Source organism: Streptomyces sp. NPDC045287, assembly GCF_056432325.1.
In genome coordinates this window covers 79,263-95,293 of the sequence record NZ_JBWKJG010000002.1, presented here as the reverse complement: position 1 = coordinate 95,293, position 16,031 = coordinate 79,263, and the positions used below count along the sequence as shown (strand labels likewise).

Below are 16,031 nucleotides of genomic sequence, written 5' to 3'. Positions count from 1 at the left end.
CTCCATGCCCGGACACCACCCACCCCGTCCCCGCCGCGGGAGAACGAGGACGGCGGTCCTCGCGGCCGCGGCCGTCCTCGCCGGCCTCCTCGCCGGGGCGCCGCCCAGCACCGCCGCCGACGACCCGGCGCCCGTCGCCGTGGACCGGTTCGAGGGCGAGGTGCCGTTCGCCGACCCGCCCGCCGACGGGATCTTCACCTGGGGCAGCGACACCGACGACCGACCCGCCCTGTCCCTCGTGGAGCGCCCCGACGCGCCCGAGGGCGCCAAGGTCCTCGAAGGGCGCTACGACATCAGCGGCTGGGGCGGCTTCAGCCACGAGTTCGCCACCGACCGCCCGGCGCGCGACTGGACCGCCCACCGGGGCGTCCGGTTCTGGTGGTACGGGCAGAACGAGGCGCCGCTGCCGCCCGGTTCGGGCAGGCGGATCCACTTCGAGATCAAGGACGGCGGCAGCAGCGGCGCCACGTCCGAGCTGTGGACGACGTCGTTCACCGACGACTGGGAGGGCTGGCGCCTCGTCGAGATCCCGTTCTCCGACTTCGTCTACCGCGCCGACTACCAGCCGGTCGGCGGCATCGACCAGGTCCTCGGCCTGAACGCGATGTGGGGGTACGCCTTCACGCTGCCGCCCGGGTCGCCCGGCGCGTTCGCCGTCGACGGCGTGGAGCTGTACGGGAAGGCCGACCCGGCCCTGACCGCCAGGATCGTCGCCGACGCCGCGGTCCACCCCGTGGACGAGGGCGGCACCGCCCGCGTGAGGCTCTCCGTCGCCACCACCGGATCGGGGCCGCTGACCGAGCCGGTCACCGTCGCGTACACCACCGAGGGCGGCTCCGCCCGGCCCGGCGAGGACTTCACCCCGGTCTCGGGCACGGTCACCTTCCCCGCCGGCGCCCCGTCCGGGGAGTCCCTCACGGTCGACGTGCCGACCCTGCGCGACGGCGCGGCGGAGGCCGCCGAAACGGTTCCGCTGCGGCTGACCGTGACCGGCGCCAAGTCGCCCGCCGAGAACCCGCAGGTGGTCGTGAACGCGCACGGACTGCCGTACCTCGACGCGCGCCTGCCGGTGAAGAGGCGCGTCGCGGACCTCGTGTCGCGGATGACGCTCGCCGAGAAGGCCGGGCAGATGACGCAGGCCGAGCGCAACGCGCTCAGGTCGCAGGGCGACATCGCCTCGCACGCGCTCGGCTCGCTGCTCTCCGGCGGCGGCTCGGTGCCCACCCCGAACACGCCCGAGGCGTGGGCGCGGATGGTCGACGCGTACCAGCTGCGCACCCGGGCGACCCGCTTCCAGGTCCCGCTGATCTACGGCGTGGACGCGGTGCACGGCCACAACAACGTCGTCGGCGCGACGATCATGCCGCACAACATCGGCATCGGCGCCGGCCGCGACCCGGAGCTGGCCCGGCGCACCGGGGCGGTCACCGCGAAGGAGGTCCGCGCCACCGGGGTCCCGTGGGACTTCGCGCCGTGCCTGTGCGTGACCCGCGACGAGCGGTGGGGGCGCTCGTACGAGTCGTTCGGCGAGGACCCGGCGCTGGTCACCGCCATGGCGACGGTCATCGACGGCATGCAGGGCCGCGCCTCGGGCGAGGACCTGGACCGCGACGACAAGGTGCTGACCAGCGCCAAGCACTTCGTCGGCGACGGCGGTACGGCCTTCGGCTCGTCGACCACCGGCTCGTACACGACCGACCAGGGCGTCACCCGGGTCACGCGCGAGGAGCTGGAGGCCGTGCACCTGGCGCCGTTCGCGGAGGCGGTGAAGCGGGGCACGGGCACGGTGATGCCGTCGTACTCGTCGCTGGACGTCATCGGGGACGACGCGGGCCCGGTGAAGATGCACGCCGACGCCGCGATGATCAACGGGGTGCTGAAGGGCCGGATGGGCTTCGAGGGCTTCGTGATCAGCGACTGGCAGGCCATCGACCAGATCCCCGGCGACTACCCGAGCGACGTGCGCACGTCGGTCAACGCCGGACTTGACATGATCATGGTGCCGACGAACTACCAGGACTTCACCCGCGTCCTCCAGGAGGAGGTGAGGGCGGGCCGGATCAGCGGGGCGCGGGTCGACGACGCCGTGTCGCGGATCCTGACGCAGAAGTTCCGGCTCGGCCTGTTCGAGAAGCCGTACGCCGACACGACGCACCTCGCGGAGGTCGGCTCGCCGGCGCACCGCGCGGTCGCGCGGGAGGCGGTCGCCAAGTCCCAGGTGCTGCTGAAGAACGAGGGCGGGGTGCTGCCGCTGAAGGCGTCGCAGAAGGTGTACGTGGCCGGTTCCAACGCCGACGACCTCGGCAACCAGGCCGGCGGCTGGACCATCAGTTGGCAGGGCTCCTCCGGCCGGATCACCACCGGCACGACGATCCTGGAGGCCATGCGGAAGGCGGCGCCGGACGCGGACATCACGTACTCCAAGGACGCGTCGGCGAACACGGCGGGCCACGACGTGGGGGTGGTCGTCGTCGGCGAGACCCCGTACGCGGAGGGCGTCGGCGACGTCGGCAACGGCCACGACCTGGAGCTGTCTCCCGCCGACGAGGCGGCCGTGGACGCGGTGTGCGCGGCGATGAGGTGCGCGGTCCTCGTCGTCTCCGGGCGCCCGCAGCTCCTCGGGGACCGGCTCGGCGCCGTCGACGCGCTGGTCGCGTCGTGGCTGCCGGGCACGGAGGGCGACGGCGTCGCGGACGTCCTGTACGGCAGGCGGCCGTTCACCGGGCAACTGCCCGTGACGTGGCCGAAGTCGGAGGCGCAGCTCCCGGTGAACGTCGGGGACGCCGTGTACGACCCGCAGTTCCCCTACGGCTGGGGGCTCACCACCCCGGCGAAGCCGGTGCGGGGCGGCGAGGCCGCGCTGAAGGCCCTGGCCGCCGGCGCCCGGGCCCTGGAGGCGGCCGGCCGCGGCACGTCCCCGGCGGCGCGGGAACTGGTCGGCAAGGCCCGGCTGATCGTCCAGCAGAAGATGGCCGGTGACATCACGGCGGCGTCCGCGAAGCCCTTCGCGGAGGCGGACCAGCTCCTGCTGCGGGGCAAGCCGTCGGCCGCGATGGCCAGGCTGGCGGTCGCGTACCGGGCCGCCTGACCCCGTCCCGCCCGTCCGGGGTGCCGCCCGCTGCCGGGGCGGCACCCCGGACCCGTCGTCGGGCCGCAACCGGGCGCGCGTCGGCCGCGGCGCGGGACGCGGGCGGGCCTTCCCGCGGCGCGCGCGTACGGGCCGGGGCCGGGCACCGGCGCCCGCGCGGCCCCCGCCGTTCCCGGACGGGCGCGGCGGGACGGTGGCGGGCGCGGCGGGGCGGTGGCGGGCGCGGGGCGCCCCGCCGTCCGCGGCCGGGCGCGGTCAGTGCCGACCGGTCTCGACGACCTCGGTGATCTCCGCCTCCGGACCGGCCGCCGCCGTCACGCGGGCCCACAGCTCGCGCAGCCGCGCCAGCACGGCCTCGGCCCGCTCCAGGTCGCCGAAATCGAGGTCGATCATGATCCGGGCGGGCCCCTCGACCGGCCTCATCACGCGGTAGCGCCGGACGCCGACGGCGCCGCGGCCCAGCGGGTCGCCGTCGAACGCCCGCTTCCAGGCGGCGTAGTCGGGGGCCGCGAGCTCGACGCGAAGGACGTACATCGTCGGCTCCTCTCGTCGCTCCCCCTTCCAGTCGACCACCGGACGGGCCGCGGTGCGCGACGGCGCCGCGGCGGGCCGGCCGCTCCGCAAAGACCGGTGATATAGCCGATGCCCCGCGCCCCGGCGCGCCGCCACAGTGACACGGCCACCTACCGGCGGGTCACCCACCCCCGGAGCGGTGCGCCACCGCCGGTCGGCGGCGCGCCCGCCGCACCGGGGTCCCGCCAACGACGGAGAGGACGACTTTGTCGTGCACCAGCACCCCCACACCAAGCGCAAGACCCGTTCGCTGAGCAGCGCCCTCGCGGCGGTCGCGGTCGTCGTCGGCCTCGGTCTCGGACCGACGCCCGGCGCGCACGCCGCGGACAACCCGTACGAGCGCGGCCCCGCGCCGACCAACTCCAGCATCGAGGCGGTGCGCGGCCCGTACGCCGTCTCGGAGTCCACCGTCTCCTCGCTGGCGGTGACCGGCTTCGGCGGAGGGACGATCTACTACCCGACGACCACGAGCGACGGGACGTTCGGCGCCGTCGCCATCTCCCCCGGCTTCACGGCCACCCAGTCGTCGATCGCCTGGCTGGGCCCGCGGCTCGCCTCGCAGGGGTTCGTCGTGTTCACCATCGACACGAACACGACGGTCGACCAGCCCGACAGCCGGGGCAACCAGCTGCTGGCCGCGCTGGACTACCTGACGCGCGTCAGCCCCCTGCGGACCCGCGTCGACAGCACCCGCCTCGGCGTGATGGGCCACTCCATGGGCGGCGGCGGCAGCCTGGAGGCGGCCAAGAGCCGTCCGTCCCTCCAGGCGGCCATCCCGCTGACGCCGTGGAACCTGGACAAGACCTGGCCCGAGCTCCGGACGCCGACGCTGATCGTGGGCGCCGACGGGGACACCATCGCCTCGGTGTCCAGCCACGCGGAGCCGTTCTACGAGAACCTGCCGTCGTCGCTGGACCGGGCCTACCTGGAGCTGAACGGGGCGACGCACTTCACGCCGAACACCTCGAACACGACGATCGCGAAGTACAGCATCTCGTGGCTGAAGCGGTTCATCGACAACGACACCCGCTACGAGCAGTTCCTGTGCCCGCTGCCGCGGCCCAGCCTCGCCATCGAGGAGTACCGGGGCAACTGCCCGCACGTGTCCTGATCCCCGGGGCCCGGCAGGGCCTCCCCGCCCCCGGCGGCCGCGCCTTGCGCGCGGCCGCCGCTCGCGTGTCCGGGCAGCGGCACAAAGTCCCGGACGGCCCTCTGGGCACCGGCCCAACCGGGCGGCATCGGCGCAGGTCACAGGGGTCGCGCGGCGGGCGGTGGCCGCGCGTGGAAGGACGGACGGACGCCTTCCCGGGCGGGGCGCGTGTCATTACCGTCCCGGAGATGACCGTACAGCCGATCCTCGAACGACCTTCCCCGGTGCGCGGCCGGGACGTGGAGCTGCGGTCCGTCGCCGCCGCCCTGGACGCGCCGCGCCACGGCGGCGGCGGGCTGCTGGTGGTGACCGCCGACCCCGGTCTGGGGCGCACGGCGCTCCTGGACCACGCGGTCGCGTCCTTCGCCGCGGGCCCGGCCCTGCGGGTGGGGGCGACGCCGGGCGACAGCCGTGCCCCGGGCAGCGGCCTGCGCGCCCTGTGCGGAGCCCTGGCCCACCACCGGCCGACGCGCGGCGCGCACGGGGACGGCGCCCCGGCCGGCGTGCCGGACGCCGACTCCCTGGCGGCCTCGCTGCGGGCGGCGTCCGCCTCCGGGCCGCTGCTGCTGTGCGTCGACGACGCGCACCTGTGGGACGAGCCGTCCCGGCGGTCGCTCGCCGCCCTCCTGCGGGACGCCCGGCGGACGGGGCCGGTGGCGGTGCTCGTGACGACCGTGCGGCGGCACCCGGGGAGCCGGGACTTCGCGGGGCTGCCGTCCGTCGTCCTCGGGCCGCTGTCGCGCGGTGCGGCGGCGGCCGTGGTCGACGACCTGTCGACCGGGCCCGTCGACGCGTCCGTACGGGAGGAGCTGGTGACGGAGGCGGAGGGGAACCCCGCGCTCCTCGCCTTCCTCGTGGAGCGCCTGTCGGCGGCGCAGCTGGCCGGCCGCGCGCCGCTGCCGCGTCCGCTGGTGGACGCGGCGGCCCTGACCCGGGTGGTGAGCCCCGGCCCGGCGGAGCTCCCGGAAGAGGTGCGCGAGTCGCTGCTGCTGGTCGCCGCCGCGTCGGAGGACGGCCCGGACGGCGGCACGGCGGACGCCGCGCTCGTCCAGGACGCCGCGCGGCACTGGGGGTTGCCGGTGTCCGCGCTCGCCGCCGCGGAGGCGGCCGGGCTGGTCCGCTGGGCGGGGGGCCGCATCGGCTGCGCCACCGCGGCGCTGCGCAGGGCGGTGTACTCGGAGGCGCCGCCCGCCCGGCGGCGGGCGGCGCACGGGGCGCTCGCCCTGGCGGTGGACGCGGACCGGTACCCGCTCGCCCGCCTGACGCACACGGCGCTGTCCGTACGGGGCCCGGACCCCCGGCTGGCGGCGGCGCTCGCCGCCGAGGCGACGCGGGCCGAGGCCCGCCACCCGCACCACGAGCGGTCGTCGGCGCTGGTGCGCGCGGCGGAGCTGACGGCCGGGGCGGGCGCGCGCGCGGAGCGCCTGACGGCCGCGGCCGACCAGGCCCGGCTGGCGGGCGCGCCGCGGCGGGCGCGGGAGCTGCTGGCGGCGGCGCGGGCGGCGGGCGGGCACGACGCGGTGCGGGGCCGGGTCGAACTGCTCGACGGGGTCCTGACGTTGGACGACGGTCCCGTGGTCGACGCCCACGAGGCCCTGCGCGCCGCCGCGGCGCTGCTCGCCCCGTACGACCCCGGGCACGCCACGGCGGCCCGCCTGGCCGCGGCGGACGCCGCCTGGGTGGCCGGTGACGTGGCGGCGTGCCTGGCGTTCCTGGAGGCCGCGGCGGAGGGCGGGGCCGCGGCGTCCCCGGCGCACCGGGCGGGCAGCGGGGAGGAGTACCTGGCCGGGCTGCGGGCCGCGCTCCGCGGGCGGCTGGACCTGGCCCGGGGCCCCCTGCGGCGGACCGTCGAGCGGGCCGGGTCCGGTGACGCCGATCCGGCGCTCCTGCTGCGGGCCGGGGCCGCTGCGCTGCTCATCGGGGACGTGGCCGCGGCCTGCCGGGTGAGCGCGCGGGCGCTCGCCGCGGCCCGGGCGGCGGGTTCGGCCGCGTCGGTGCCGCGGGCGCTGGAGTACCTGGCCTACGCCGAGCTGCGGACGGGCGAGCACGCGCGGGCCCGCGCCCACGCCGAGGAGGGGCTGCGGGCCGCGCTCCGCTCCGGGCAGCGCAACGTCGCCGCGCACCTCCACGCCGTACTGGCGCTGGCCCTGTCGGTCGAGGGCGACGAGCCGGGGGTCGCCGCGCACGCCGCGGGCGCCCTGGACACCGCGCGGCGCCACGGGCTGGCGCAGGCGGCCGCGCTGGCGCAGTGGGCGTCGGCGCGGACGGACCTGTGCCGCGGCCGCGTCCCGGAGGCCGCCGCCCGGCTCCGCCCGGTCGTCCGGTCGGGGGCGAGGGGCGGGCACTTCGCGGTGCGCATCCTGGCGCTGCCCTGCTACGTGGAGGCGATGGCGCTCGCCGGCCAGCCCGACGCGGCCCGCACGGCCGTCGAGGAGTTCGCCGTGTGGGCGTCGCTGGGGGCGGACCCGCAGGCGCCCGCCCAATTGGCGCGGTGCCGGGCGCTGCTGGACCCGGCGGAGGCGGGCGGCTGGTACGAGCGGGCGCTGCACCGCCACGATCTGGCGAGCGGCGAGTTCGAGCGGGCCAGGACGCTGCTGCTGTACGGGAAGTGGCTGCGGCGGCAGCGCCGTCCGCGCGAGGCCGGGGACCGGCTGCGGGAGGCGCTGGTCGCCTTCGAGCAGTGCGGGGCCCGGGGCTGGGCGGAGCAGGCCGACAGCGAGCTGCGGGCGGCGGGCAGCGCCCCGCGCAGCCGGCCCGAGGGCGGCCTGTCGCGGCTGACGGCCCAGCAACTGCGCATCGCCCGGCTGGTGGCCGAGGGCGCCACCAACCGCGAGGTGGCGGTGCGCCTGTCGCTCAGCCCGCGCACGGTCGACCACCACCTGCGCAACGTCTTCGCCGTGCTGGGCGTCCGGTCGCGGGTGGACCTGGCCCGCCTCGTCGACCGGGCGCACCCGGCGGAGCCCGCCGAGCCCGGGGAACCGACCCGTGCACACCCCTAGGGACCGACCGGACGGTATGCCATTCTTCCTGGGGCAGCAGGGGCGCCGCCGGCCCCCGAACCGACCGACCTCGGGGAGGGACACGATGCGCAACGCCGTACGACCGCACGTTCCGGCACCGCCGCGGGAGCCGCGCCCCGCGCGGGCCCTCGCGGCGGGGCGCGCCACGGACGGCGGGGCCGCCCTCGCGGTGCTGCACCGGGCGGCCCGCGCCCTCCTGGACGACCTGCCGGACCTCACCGACCACCTGGTCGCCGTCCTGCGGGAGAGGGAACCGGCGTACCGGGCGGCGGTGGAGGGCGATCCGGGCCACACGTGGCAGGAGGCCCACCGCGCGCTGCGGCACGGCATCGCCTCGCTGCTCGACCCGCGGGCCGCGCGGGAGGCGGCGCGCCGCTCCTCGTGGCGGATCGGGGCCGCGCGCGCCGAGGAGGGGATGCCGCTGGACGCCCTGCTGCACGCGTTCCGGTTGGGCGGGTCGCTCGTCTGGGAGGCGCTGGTCGAGGAGACGTCGCGCCGCGCGCCCGACGACGTGCGGCTGCTGGTGCACGTGGCCGGTGACGTGTGGAACTTCGTCGACGAGCACTGCACGCTGGTCGCCGACGCGTACCGTCAGGTGGAGCGGCAGTTGACGTGGCGGCGCGAGAACCGGCTGCGGCTGGCCGCCGGCGCGCTCCTCGACGGCGCGACCCGGATCGCGGACCTGCCGGAGGCGGCGGCCGTGCTGGGGCTGCCGGAGCGGGGCCGGTACGCGGTCGTCGCCGTCGCGTCCGGCGGGCACCCGGCCGCCTGCGCGGTCGGGCCGGCGGAGGCGGGCGCGACGGCGGGCCCGCGGGTGCACTGGCACGTCGGGGCGGAGGCCGAGTACGGCATCGTCCTCGTCGAGGAGGACGACGGCGACGGCCGCGGCGCCCTGGCCGCGCTCGCCCGGCGGCTGGGCGCCGCCCCCGGCACCCGCGTCGGGGTGGGGGCGGTGGTGGAGGGCCTGGCCGCGGTGGGGGAGGCGCGGCGGCTGGCGGACACCGCGCTGCGCATCTGCCCCGAGGACGGCGGGACCGTCCTGCTCGACGACCACCTGCCCGCCGCCCTCGTCGTCTCCTCGCCGGGTCTGGGCGCGGCCCTCGTCGAGCGGGTGCTCGGCCCGCTGCTGCGCCTCGACCCCGCCGACCGCGATCTGCTCCTGGACACGCTGGCCGTCTGGCTGGAGTGCGACGGTTCGGCGCGCCGCGCCGGTGCCCGCCTGTACTGCCACCGCAACACGGTCCTCAACCGCCTGCGCCGCTGCGAGCAGTTGACCGGCCGCTCCCTGGGCCGCCCCGCCGACCTGGTGGAGCTGGCACTGGCGCTCAGCGCCCGGCGCCTCCTCCCCCACCGGCACCCGTAGGGCGCCGCGGGGTCCGGCCGGGGCGGCCGTCGCACCCGGCCCCGCCGAGGCGGTCCGCCCGCACCGGCGCGGCGCGCGGGGCCACCGCCCGGGAGGCGGGGCCGGCCGTACCGGCGCGGACGGTCGGCGGCGCTCCGGGGGCGCGGCGGCGGGCGGCCCGGCGGACGCGACCGCACCGCCACCGGCCGTCCCCCCTACCGGCCGCCCCGCCACCGGCCGCAACCACCGGCCGTCCCGGCGCCGGTACGGCTCCTCGTGCCCGCGCGGCGGTCCGCTCCCGGGGCGCCCCGGGGCCGCGCCGGCCTCACCGCCGCAGGAGGTCCGGCGCGGTGAGCGGCCGCGGCGCGGCCGCCGTGGGCAGCGCGTCGAGCACCGGCGCCGCCGTGCGGGCGGAGGCCGCGCGCGGGGTGCCCGCGAGGGCGCCCTCGACGTGGCGGAGCATCGCCTCGTCGATCGGGTGGGGCTGCGGGAGGCCGTCGTCGCCGACGCGCTGGTACTTCATCAGGTTGATGCCGATCGCGACCTGCCGGCGGCCGTCCTCCGTGGACAGCGCCACCGTGCCGGCGCCGAAGACCGCGCCGTCGTGGCCCCAGTACCAGCGGCCGTCGGACAGCTTCATCGTGTACAGGCCGAGGCCGTAGTGCATGCCGACCTCCTGGCCGGGCGGCGCCTCGTACGCGGGGACGGTGGTCTTCATCTCGCGCAGCTCGGCGGGGCCGAGGATCCGGCCGGTCAGGAGCTGCCGGTAGAAGGAGTTGAGGTCGTCCATGGTGGAGACGAGGGAGCCGGCCGGACCGGCCCAGGACATGTCGTAGACGCTGTAGTCGCGGGCGGGGTCGATGGTGCCGTACATCGACTCGTACATCCTGGAGTGCGGCCCGGTCAGGCGGGGCGTGCGGGGGAAGTACGTGTGGCGCAGCCCGGCCTCGCGGATGACGTGGCGGGTGATGTACTCCTCCGGCTCCTGGCCGGTGACCTCGCGGAGCAGCAGCCCGGCTATGACGTAGTTGGTGTTGGAGTAGCCGTACGTGCCCCGTGGTACGGGCGAGGGCGCGGCGAGCCCGAGGCGGACGAGCTCCTCGGGCGCGAAGTGGCGGAAGCGGCCGTCGTCGAGGGCCTTGCCGGGGTCCGTCTGGAGGCCGGGGAACGCGGCGGCCACGTGGTCGCCGAGGCCGCTCGTGTGGTTGAGCAGCATCCGGACCGTGATGAGGCGGCCCCGCTCGCCGGGAACGAGGTCGGGCAGGTAGCGGCCGATGGGCGCGTCGAGGTCGACGCGGCCCTCGTGGACCTGTTGGAGGACGGCGACGGCGGTGAAGGTCTTGGTGATGCTGCCGACGCGGTGCTGGAAGCCGGGCCGCACCGGGCGCTTCGTGTCGATGTCGGCGTGTCCGGCGGCACCGCGCCAGTGTGACGCGCCGTCACGGACGGCGGAGTACGCGCCGTACATGCCGGCCTGGTGGAGGGCGTCGAGCGAGGCGCGCAGCGCCTCCCGGTCGAGACCGCGGCCGTGGCGCTCGGCGACGGCCGCCGGGGGCGCCGCGGGGGCCGCCTGCGCGGGCAGCGTGCCGGCGGCGAGTAACAGCAGGGCGGCGCTCGACGTGACGGCGGCGAGGCGCGGCCGGCGGCGGGCGCGGCGCGGCGAGGGGTCCATGGGCACTCCTGCGAGGGTCGGTGCGGGGCGCCGGTCCGCGCCCCGCACCCATCCTCACGGTGTCGCGCCGGCCCTCGTCTCCTCCCGGAGGAGGAGGTCGCGCACGGGAAGCCGTGACATTTGTCAGGCGGAGGACCGCGTCCGGGCGCGGACGCGCCGCGGCCCCCGGCGGTGGTCGACCGTCCGGGGGCCGCGGCGTGGTGCCGGGCGGGCGCGCCGTCAGTGGCGGCGCACCCGGCCGAGGAGCCCGCGGCCGCGCGTGCGCCGACGGGGGTCCATGGCGGCGCGCCGGGCCGTCCGGACGAGACGGCGGCCCTGCGGACTGCGGCTGAACCTCTTGATGCGCCTCAGCAGTTGCGACATGACACCTCCTGTGTGCCGGTTCCGGTCGCGGACGGCGCGTCGCGCCGGTCCGGGCCGTTCGTATGGGAACGCGTCTGCCCCGCCGGGCCGTCGCCATGTGTGCCGGTTCGGGGCGGTTCCTCCGCGGCCCCGTCGTCGAGGACGCCGCGCATGGCCTCGGCGGCGCGTACGGCGGCGTCCCCGCAGCAGTTGTTGAACAGGACGTGGACCTCGGCGGCGCGGTCGGCGAACGCGCGCACGCGGGGCGCCCACTCGCGCAGTTCGTCCGTCGTGTAGGTGTGGCGGAAGCGGTCCTCCTTCGTACCGGTCCCCCAGGCCGGGCTGCGGCCGTGGAACCGTACGACGGAGAGGGCGGGGGCGGTGACGGGGACGTCGGGCGTCAGCGAGCCCGCCAGGCCGGGGGCCGTGTCGACGGCGACGGAGGCCAGGTCCAGGTCGCCGAGGAGCGCCGCCGTGCGCGTCCGCTCGCCCTCCGCCCACCAGCCGGGGTGGCGGAACTCGACCGCCACCCGCCATCCCGCCGTCCGTTCCCGGCACTCCTCCAGGAACGCGCGGGCGCGCGCGCCGGGGGCCGCCCACGGCGGGAGCTGGAACAGCACCGCGCCCATGCGGCCCGCCTCGCGCAGCGGTTCGAGGGCGGCGCCGAAGCGGTTCCAGACCTCGTCGAGGAGGCCGGGGTCGGCGGGCGCGCCGCGCGCCCCGGCGTTGCGCGCGAGCGCGGGCCGCAGGTCGGCGGGGACGGCGGCGGGGCGGGTGGGGTGGCCGGTGAGCAGTGAGAACGCCTTCACGTCGAAGCGGAACCCGTCAGGGGTGCGCTCGGCCCAGAGCCGGCTGTTGCGGGCGCTGGGCAGGCCGTAGTACGAGGAGTCCACCTCCACCACGGGGAACCGGTCCGCGTAGTGCCGCAGCCGTCCCTCCGCGTCCCGCTTCCCGCGCGGGTACCAGCCGCTGGAGACCAGGGCCGGGTCCGTCCACGAGCACGTTCCGATCATGATGGCGCCCATGGGCCTGTGCCTCCCCTCCCCGGGGCGTCGTCGTCCTCGCCCACGCCCGGGCGAGGACGGGCCCCGGCCGCGTGAGCGGGGCGGCCGGGGCCCGTGGCCGGCAGGGTGCCGACGGGACGTCAGTCGGTGGACAGGGCCTCCACGAGGTCGCCCACCTTCGGTTCGGGAAGCGCCCGGGCGACGTCGGCCTGGGCGACGATGCCGACGAGGTCGTGTCCGTCGATGACGGGGAGCCGGCGCACCTTGTGCTGCGTCATCGTGCGCAGGATCTCCTCCGCGTCGTCGTCCGCCCCGATGGTCACCGCCTCGCCCTGGGCCAGGTCGCCGGCCTTGCACGCGGCCGGGTCCTTGCCCGCGCCGAGGACCTTCACGACGATGTCACGGTCCGTGAGCATGCCCTTGAGCTTGTTGTCGGTCCCGCAGATGGGCAGGGCGCCCACACCGAGGTCGGTCATCTTCTTCGCCGCGTCGAGCACGGTCTCGTTCTCGCCGATGCACTCGGCGCCCTCGGTCATGATCTCTCGTGCCGTCGTCATGGTGCGACGATCCCTCCTCCGCGTTCTGCCCTTGCGCCCCGGGCCCGCCGGCGTCGTGGCCGGTGGGCGGGGCCCTGACGCAACACGGGTCCCCCGGGATCCGGTCCGGCTAACCCCGTTCGGGGGCATTCGCAACCCGTTCGGCCGGTCGGAATGGTTCGGTGGGGAGCGGGCACAAGGACGTCCCCGAGTACGGAGGACGACGCATGACCATGACGGAGCAGCCGGTCGGGGGGCCCGCGGGGCGCCCCCGGAGAGGGCCCTGCCCCTCCTGCGCGCAGAGTGCCGAACCCGACGGCGCCCGCCCGGTCGCGGGGGCCGCGGGAGCCGTCGACCTGGACGCGGCGGGCGCGTCCGCCCGGGGCGGGGACGGCGCGCCGGCCACCCTGATCGTCCCGGCCGCCGCGTCGGCCCCGGCCGTGGAGATCGCGAAGGCCGTGGAGGCCGCGGAGCGCGAGGCGGAGTCCGAACCGCCGGAGACGGCGCGGGAACGGGTCAACCGCAGGTGGAACGAGATCCTGCAGGAGACCCGGGTGGCGCAGACGGGCGTGCAGATCCTCTTCGGCTTCCTGCTGAGCGTCGCGTTCACGCCGCTGTTCCGGGAGTTGGCCACGACGGACCGGGTGATCTACGTGATCACCGTGGTGTTGGGCGCGTCCGCCACCGCTTCCCTCATAGCGCCGGTGTCCCTGCACCGGTTCCTGTCCGGGCAGCAGATGAAGGACGAGATGGTCGACACCGCGCACCGGCTGATGATGTGCGGCATGGTGCTGCTCGCCCTGACGATCGGCTGCACCCTGCTGCTCATCCTCCACGTCGTGGTGCCCGGGCTGCTCGCCGACCTGCTGGTGGGCGCGGTGATGTTGTGGTTCGCGCTGTGCTGGTACGTACTTCCCCTGTGGCTGCGCCGCCGGTCCGCCCGGCGGCTCGCGCGGCGTTCGGCCCGGAACTGAGAAAGGTGATTCGTGTGCGGAGTGTGGGTGTCGAGGAGGAGCTGCTCCTGGTGGACCGTCAGAGCGGGGAGCCGCGCGCCCTGTCGGCGGCGGTCCTGGCGGCGGCCTCGCGCGACCCGCTGGGCAACGGGGAGGTGTTCGAGAGCGAGCTCCAGCGCCAGCAGTTGGAGTTCGCGACCAGCCCCCGGACGGACATGCGGGACCTGGAGGAGGAGATCCGCCGCTGGCGGGCGGAGGCGGCGCGGCACGCCGAGGGCGTCGACGCGTCCGTCGCGGCCCTGGCCACGTCACCGCTGGAGGTGGACCCCGCCCTCGGCACCGACAAGCGCCACCAGTGGCTGAAGGAGCACTTCGGCCTCACCGCGCAGGAGCAGTTGACGTGCGGCTGCCACGTCCACGTGTCGGTGGAGTCCGACGAGGAGGGCGTGGGGGTACTGGACCGGATCCGCCCGTGGCTGCCGGTCCTGCTGGCGCTCAGCGCGAACTCGCCGTTCTGGCAGGGCGAGGACAGCGGCTACAGCAGCTACCGCAACCGGGTCTGGGGACGCTGGCCGTCGGCCGGGCCCGTCGAGGTGTTCGGGTCGGCGGACCGGTACCACGAGCAGGTCGCCGACATGATCGCCAGCGGGGCGCTGCTGGACGAGGGGATGGTGTACTTCGACGCCCGCCTGTCGAAGGCGTACCCGACCGTCGAGATCCGCGTCGCGGACGTGTGCCTGGACCCGTCGACGACGGTCCTGCTGGCCACGCTGATCCGGGGCCTGGTGGACACGGCCGCGCGGGAGTGGCGCGACGGGGTGCCGCCGACGCGGCACGGTGTGGCGCTGCTGCGGCTGGCGAGCTGGCGGGCGGCCCGGTCGGGCCTGGAGGGCGAGCTGATCCACCCGGTGACGATGCGCCCGGCCCCGGCGGAGGCGGTGGTGCGGGCCCTGTTCGACCACGTACGGGACGCCCTGGACGAGAACGGCGACACGATGCCCGCCCAGACGGCCCTCGCCGGTCTCCTGGAGACCGGCAACGGCGCCCGCGTCCAGCGGCAGCTCCTCCACCGCACGGGCAGTCTGCGGTCCGTGGTGGCCGAGTGCGTCCGCCGCACCCTGGCCTGAGTTCCGGCAGGACGGCCCGGGGCGCGCCCGGTCCGCCGCGGAAAGCCCTACCGCCCCTTCCGCGCACCGGGTGCGCGGGACCCCTGAGCGCCGGCCCGGCGGTTCCTCCGCCGGTGCCGGCGCTCAGGCGTGCCCCGGGCCACCGGGCGGCGTTCGTACGGGCCGCCGCCCGGCGCGGCGCACCGCGCGGCCTGGAACATCACGCGTGGACGTTCCGGTGCCGACGCTCGGCACACCGGCGCCGGCCGGGGTGCCGGGGTCAGGAGGCCGGGCGGGACGGGGGCAGCGTCGTCGTCTCCTCCGGCTTGTTGTTCTCGGCCTTCATCGCGGCGGCCTCGCTCTTGAGGATCCGGGCGGACTTGCCGAGGGAGCGCGCCATCTCGGGCAGCTTCTTGCTCCCGAAGAGGAGGACGACGACTCCGATCACGATGGCGAGGTGCCAAGCGCTGAACGTTCCCATGTTCCCTACCTTCCGATCGGGCCGCGCGCCGGAGCGCCTGTGGCCGTAACCCTTCGGATCGTAACCGCCGCAGGTGTACGGCGGACAAGAGGGCCGTCACGGAATCGCACAGGAACACACGCGACCGCACGCCCCGACGAGCCGGGAAACCCGACCGACATGCGGTGGAATCCACCGTTCACCCGAAAATCACCCTATTAGTTGCCCAGGTAAAGTAATCGTCAAGAAGCCCGCACGTGCCCCGCACCCGCACCCGCCCCACCAAGGAGAGATCCACCGTGCACGCTCCACGGATGAGCAGTACGCCGCTGCCCGGCATCGGGGTCCGCTACGACCTCACGACCCGCGAGGAGCGCCGCCTGTCGGTGGTCGCCCAGCGCGACGGGACGCGCGTGCTGAACGCGTACCGGCGGGACGACCCCGACGAATGCGCCCTGTCCGTGAAGCTGACGGCCCGTGAGGCGGAGGCGCTGATCGACGCCCTGATGCCCTCGCACCACAGCCCCAGCCTCCTGTCGACGACGGACCTCGGGCTGGTGGCCGAGCGCATCGAGCTGTCCTCGACGTCGCACTGGTGCGGACGGCACCTCGGGGACACCCGGATGCGGACCGAGACGGGCGTGTCCATCGTCGCCGTCCTGCGCAGGGCCGACGCCATCCCGTCGCCGGGGCCGGACTTCCGCCTCGCCGGCGGGGACACGCTCATCGTCATCGGCACCCGCGAAGGCGTCGACGCCGCCGCCGCGCTGCTCGGAAGGGAGTGA

At 76.4% G+C, this 16,031-nt stretch carries 13 protein-coding genes; 7 read left to right on the top strand and 6 right to left on the bottom strand.

From position 1 onward, the window contains the following. The first annotated feature begins 4 nt into the window (after positions 1-4). The gene (locus tag AC07D6_RS03675) at positions 5-3,088 is read left to right on the top strand and encodes a glycoside hydrolase family 3 protein (RefSeq protein ID WP_479041699.1); all 3,084 of its coding nucleotides are present in this window, start codon (positions 5-7) and stop codon (positions 3,086-3,088) included. A gap of 255 nt (positions 3,089-3,343) precedes the next feature. Here the strand turns inward: AC07D6_RS03675 and AC07D6_RS03670 are convergent, their stop codons facing one another. Further along, positions 3,344-3,622: a hypothetical protein gene (locus AC07D6_RS03670; RefSeq protein WP_479041698.1), complete on the bottom strand. Its 279-nt coding sequence runs from the start codon at positions 3,620-3,622 to the stop codon at positions 3,344-3,346. Positions 3,623-3,872: 250 nt separating this feature from the next. On the opposite strand from AC07D6_RS03670, the gene bdeA reads away from it, so the two are divergent. From bdeA to AC07D6_RS03655, 3 genes are all read left to right on the top strand, one after another. Continuing rightward, the gene (gene bdeA, locus AC07D6_RS03665; protein ID WP_315878965.1) at positions 3,873-4,772 is read left to right on the top strand and encodes a bis(hydroxyethyl) terephthalate hydrolase; all 900 of its coding nucleotides are present in this window, start codon (positions 3,873-3,875) and stop codon (positions 4,770-4,772) included. A gap of 227 nt (positions 4,773-4,999) precedes the next feature. Next, positions 5,000-7,810, top strand: a complete 2,811-nt coding sequence (locus AC07D6_RS03660; protein WP_479041695.1) for a helix-turn-helix transcriptional regulator — start codon at positions 5,000-5,002, stop codon at positions 7,808-7,810. An 85-nt stretch (positions 7,811-7,895) separates the two neighbouring features. Beyond that, positions 7,896-9,194, top strand: coding sequence for a PucR family transcriptional regulator (locus AC07D6_RS03655; RefSeq protein WP_315878963.1), 1,299 nt, complete (start codon positions 7,896-7,898; stop codon positions 9,192-9,194). Positions 9,195-9,498: 304 nt separating this feature from the next. Here the strand turns inward: AC07D6_RS03655 and AC07D6_RS03650 are convergent, their stop codons facing one another. The 4 genes from AC07D6_RS03650 to AC07D6_RS03635 form a co-directional block, all read right to left on the bottom strand. Beyond that, on the bottom strand, positions 9,499-10,845 hold the full coding sequence (locus tag AC07D6_RS03650) for a serine hydrolase domain-containing protein (RefSeq protein ID WP_479041693.1): 1,347 nt from the start codon (positions 10,843-10,845) through the stop codon (positions 9,499-9,501). Positions 10,846-11,064: 219 nt separating this feature from the next. After that, the gene (locus AC07D6_RS03645; RefSeq protein WP_315881567.1) at positions 11,065-11,208 is read right to left on the bottom strand and encodes a hypothetical protein; all 144 of its coding nucleotides are present in this window, start codon (positions 11,206-11,208) and stop codon (positions 11,065-11,067) included. Beyond that, entirely contained in the window at positions 11,193-12,212 is a 1,020-nt protein-coding gene (locus AC07D6_RS03640) for a DUF72 domain-containing protein (protein WP_479041691.1), read from the bottom strand. The genes AC07D6_RS03645 and AC07D6_RS03640 overlap by 16 nt, the downstream gene beginning before the upstream one ends. A gap of 119 nt (positions 12,213-12,331) precedes the next feature. After that, the gene (locus tag AC07D6_RS03635; RefSeq protein WP_315881569.1) at positions 12,332-12,748 is read right to left on the bottom strand and encodes a CBS domain-containing protein; all 417 of its coding nucleotides are present in this window, start codon (positions 12,746-12,748) and stop codon (positions 12,332-12,334) included. 425 nt (positions 12,749-13,173) lie between these two features. On the opposite strand from AC07D6_RS03635, the gene AC07D6_RS03630 reads away from it, so the two are divergent. Continuing rightward, positions 13,174-13,701: a DUF6328 family protein gene (locus tag AC07D6_RS03630; protein ID WP_479042311.1), complete on the top strand. Its 528-nt coding sequence runs from the start codon at positions 13,174-13,176 to the stop codon at positions 13,699-13,701. A gap of 14 nt (positions 13,702-13,715) precedes the next feature. Next, positions 13,716-14,807: a glutamate--cysteine ligase 2 gene (locus AC07D6_RS03625; protein ID WP_315881570.1), complete on the top strand. Its 1,092-nt coding sequence runs from the start codon at positions 13,716-13,718 to the stop codon at positions 14,805-14,807. Between the two features lie 259 nt (positions 14,808-15,066). Here AC07D6_RS03625 and tatA read toward each other — a convergent pair whose 3' ends face one another. Next, on the bottom strand, positions 15,067-15,267 hold the full coding sequence (tatA, locus tag AC07D6_RS03620; protein WP_315881571.1) for a Sec-independent protein translocase subunit TatA: 201 nt from the start codon (positions 15,265-15,267) through the stop codon (positions 15,067-15,069). Between the two features lie 293 nt (positions 15,268-15,560). On the opposite strand from tatA, the gene AC07D6_RS03615 reads away from it, so the two are divergent. After that, on the top strand, positions 15,561-16,031 hold the full coding sequence (locus AC07D6_RS03615; RefSeq protein WP_479041688.1) for a cation:proton antiporter regulatory subunit: 471 nt from the start codon (positions 15,561-15,563) through the stop codon (positions 16,029-16,031).

What these genes read in the sequence shown, in the direction of transcription:
- tatA (WP_315881571.1), bottom strand. Translation starts at nt 15,267, where the DNA reads ATGGGAACGTTCAGCGCTTGGCACCTCGCCATCGTGATCGGAGTCGTC.
- AC07D6_RS03655 (WP_315878963.1), top strand. Translation starts at nt 7,896, where the DNA reads ATGCGCAACGCCGTACGACCGCACGTTCCGGCACCGCCGCGGGAGCCG.
- AC07D6_RS03670 (WP_479041698.1), bottom strand. Translation starts at nt 3,622, where the DNA reads ATGTACGTCCTTCGCGTCGAGCTCGCGGCCCCCGACTACGCCGCCTGG.
- AC07D6_RS03650 (WP_479041693.1), bottom strand. Translation starts at nt 10,845, where the DNA reads ATGGACCCCTCGCCGCGCCGCGCCCGCCGCCGGCCGCGCCTCGCCGCC.
- AC07D6_RS03675 (WP_479041699.1), top strand. Translation starts at nt 5, where the DNA reads ATGCCCGGACACCACCCACCCCGTCCCCGCCGCGGGAGAACGAGGACG.
- AC07D6_RS03640 (WP_479041691.1), bottom strand. Translation starts at nt 12,212, where the DNA reads ATGGGCGCCATCATGATCGGAACGTGCTCGTGGACGGACCCGGCCCTG.
- AC07D6_RS03615 (WP_479041688.1), top strand. Translation starts at nt 15,561, where the DNA reads ATGAGCAGTACGCCGCTGCCCGGCATCGGGGTCCGCTACGACCTCACG.
- AC07D6_RS03645 (WP_315881567.1), bottom strand. Translation starts at nt 11,208, where the DNA reads ATGTCGCAACTGCTGAGGCGCATCAAGAGGTTCAGCCGCAGTCCGCAG.
- AC07D6_RS03660 (WP_479041695.1), top strand. Translation starts at nt 5,000, where the DNA reads ATGACCGTACAGCCGATCCTCGAACGACCTTCCCCGGTGCGCGGCCGG.
- AC07D6_RS03635 (WP_315881569.1), bottom strand. Translation starts at nt 12,748, where the DNA reads ATGACGACGGCACGAGAGATCATGACCGAGGGCGCCGAGTGCATCGGC.